Origin of the sequence: Kitasatospora sp. NPDC059088 (genome assembly GCF_042738155.1) — a bacterium.
Classification (GTDB): Bacteria; Actinomycetota; Actinomycetes; order Streptomycetales; family Streptomycetaceae; genus Kitasatospora.
In genome coordinates this window covers 2,459-4,877 of the sequence record NZ_JBHYGR010000253.1, presented here as the reverse complement: position 1 = coordinate 4,877, position 2,419 = coordinate 2,459, and the positions used below count along the sequence as shown (strand labels likewise).

Genomic DNA, 2,419 nt, shown 5'->3' with positions numbered 1-2,419 from the left:
GTGCCCCGTGCCGGCTGGGCCGCGGGCTGGGCGCGGATCAGTTCCGACTCCTCCAGCTTCCCCAGCTCGCGGTAGATCTGCTGGTGCGTCGCCGACCAGAAGTAGCCGATGGACCGGTCGAAGCGGCGGGTCAGCTCCAGGCCCGAGGACGGCTTCTCGAGCAGGGCGGTGAGGATCGCGTGCGGGAGGGACATGAACCGCATCCTAAGGATGCGGGGTCAGATCGCAGCCGCCAGCCGGGTGCCCTGCTTGATGGCCCGCTTGGCGTCCAGTTCGGCGGCCACGTCCGCGCCGCCGATGACGTGCACGGACAGGCCGCGTTCGCGCAGCGCCGCCTCCAGGTCGCGGCGCGGTTCCTGGCCGGTGCAGAGCACCACGGTGTCCACGGGCAGGAGTTGGCGTTCGCCGTCGACGGTGTAGTGCAGTCCGGCGTCGTCGATCAGGTCGTAGCTCGCGCCGGCGACCATCACCACGCCGCGGTGCTTGAGTTCGGTGCGGTGGATCCAGCCGGTGGTCTTGCCGAGTCCGGCGCCGACCTTGCCGACCTTGCGCTGGAGCAGGTGGACGCTGCGCGGGGGCGTCGGCCTGACCGGCGGGCGCAGGCCGCCGCGCTCGCGGTACTCCGGGTCGATGCCCCACTTGGCCTGGAACACGGGCGGGTTGAGGCTGGCCTCGTCGCCCTGGTCGGTGAGGAACTCGGCGACGTCGAAGCCGATGCCGCCGGCGCCGAGGATGGCGACGCGGTCGCCGACGGGGGCGCCGTCGCGCAGCACGTCCAGGTAGCCGAGCACGCTGGGGTGGTCGATTCCCGGGATGTCCACGGGAGTTCGGGGCGTGACACCGGTGGCGAGGACGATCTCGTCGTAGCCCTCGGCGGCGAGCTGCTCGGCGCCGACGAGGGCGCCGAGGCGCTGGGTGACGCCCAACTCGGCCAGCCGGGTGCGGTAGTAGCGCAGCGTCTCGCCGAACTCCTCCTTGCCGGGGATCAGCCGGGCGATGTTCAGCTGCCCGCCGACGGTGTCGGCGGCGTCGTGCAGCGTGACGTCGTGGCCGCGTTCGGCGGCGGAGACGGCGAACGCGAGGCCGGCCGGTCCGGCCCCGACCACGGCGATGGACTTGCGCAGCGCGGTGGGGCCGAGGACGAGTTCGGTCTCGTGGCAGGCCCGCGGGTTGACCAGGCAGGAGGTGATCTGGAGGTTGAAGGTGTGGTCCAGGCAGGCCTGGTTGCAGCCGATGCAGGTGTTGATGGAGTCGGCGCGGTCCTCGCGGGCCTTGACGACGAAGTCGGCGTCGGCGAGCAGCGGGCGGGCCATCGACACCAGGTCGGCCTTGCCGTCGGCGAGCAACTGCTCGGCGATCTCGGGGGTGTTGATGCGGTTGGTGGCGACCAGCGGGATGCCGACCTCGCCCATCACCCGCTGGGTGACCCAGGCGAAGGCGCCGCGCGGGACGGAGGTGGCGATGGTGGGGATGCGGGCCTCGTGCCAGCCGATGCCGGTGTTGATGACGGTCGCGCCGGCGGCCTCGACGGCCTGGGCCAGCTGGACGACCTCGTCGAGGGTGGAGCCGCCGGGGACCAGGTCGAGCATGGAGAGCCGGTAGACGATGATGAAGTCCTCGCCGACCCGCTCGCGGACCCGGCGGACGATCTCGACCGGGAAGCGCATCCGCCGCTCGTAGGGGCCGCCCCACTCGTCCGTGCGGTGGTTGGTGGCGGCGACCACGAACTCGTTGATCAGATAGCCCTCGGAGCCCATGATCTCGACGCCGTCGTAGCCGGCCCGGCGGGCGAGTTCGGCGCAGCGGGCGAAGTCCTCGACGGTCTGCTCGACCTCCTCGGCGGTGAGCTCGTTGGGCACGAAGGGGCTGATCGGGGCCTGGAGGGCGCTGGGGGCGACGAGGTCGCGGTGGTAGGCGTAGCGGCCGAAGTGCAGGATCTGGAGGGCGATCTTCCCGCCCTCGGCGTGCACGGCGTCGGTGACCACCCGGTGCTCGTCGGCCTCCGCCTCGGTGGTCAGCATGGCGCCGCCGTCCCAGGGGCGGCCGGCCTCGTTGGGGGCGATGCCGCCGGTGACGATCAGGCCGACGCCGCCGCGGGCCCGTTCGGCGTAGAACGCGGCCATCCGCTGGTAGCCGCCGGGGGCCTCCTCCAGGCCGACGTGCATCGAGCCCATGATCACCCGGTTGGGCAGGGTGGTGAAACCGAGGTCGAGCGGGCTGAGCAGGTGCGGGTAGCGGCTGCTGCCGGGGGTCGAGCTCATCGACGTCTCCTGTGGGGGCGGCCGGCGGGAGGGTCTCCCGGATTGTTACCGCAGAGTAGGGGACGTTATCGCCCGGGTGGCCCGCGCAAAGATAATATACAACTAGCCCCCCCCCCCACACACACCCCACCCCCACACCCCCACAGCCCCCCCCCCGC

General features: G+C 72.1%; 2 protein-coding genes. Both read right to left on the bottom strand.

The genetic code is table 11. The annotated features are described in order from the left end of the window. On the bottom strand, positions 1–194 hold a 194-nt coding region (locus ACFWXO_RS44815), incomplete at its 3' end, for a PadR family transcriptional regulator (protein WP_380532885.1). Positions 195–218: 24 nt separating this feature from the next. Then, positions 219–2,261, bottom strand: coding sequence for an FAD-dependent oxidoreductase (locus ACFWXO_RS44810; RefSeq protein WP_380532882.1), 2,043 nt, complete (start codon positions 2,259–2,261; stop codon positions 219–221). Positions 2,262–2,419 lie beyond the last annotated feature (158 nt).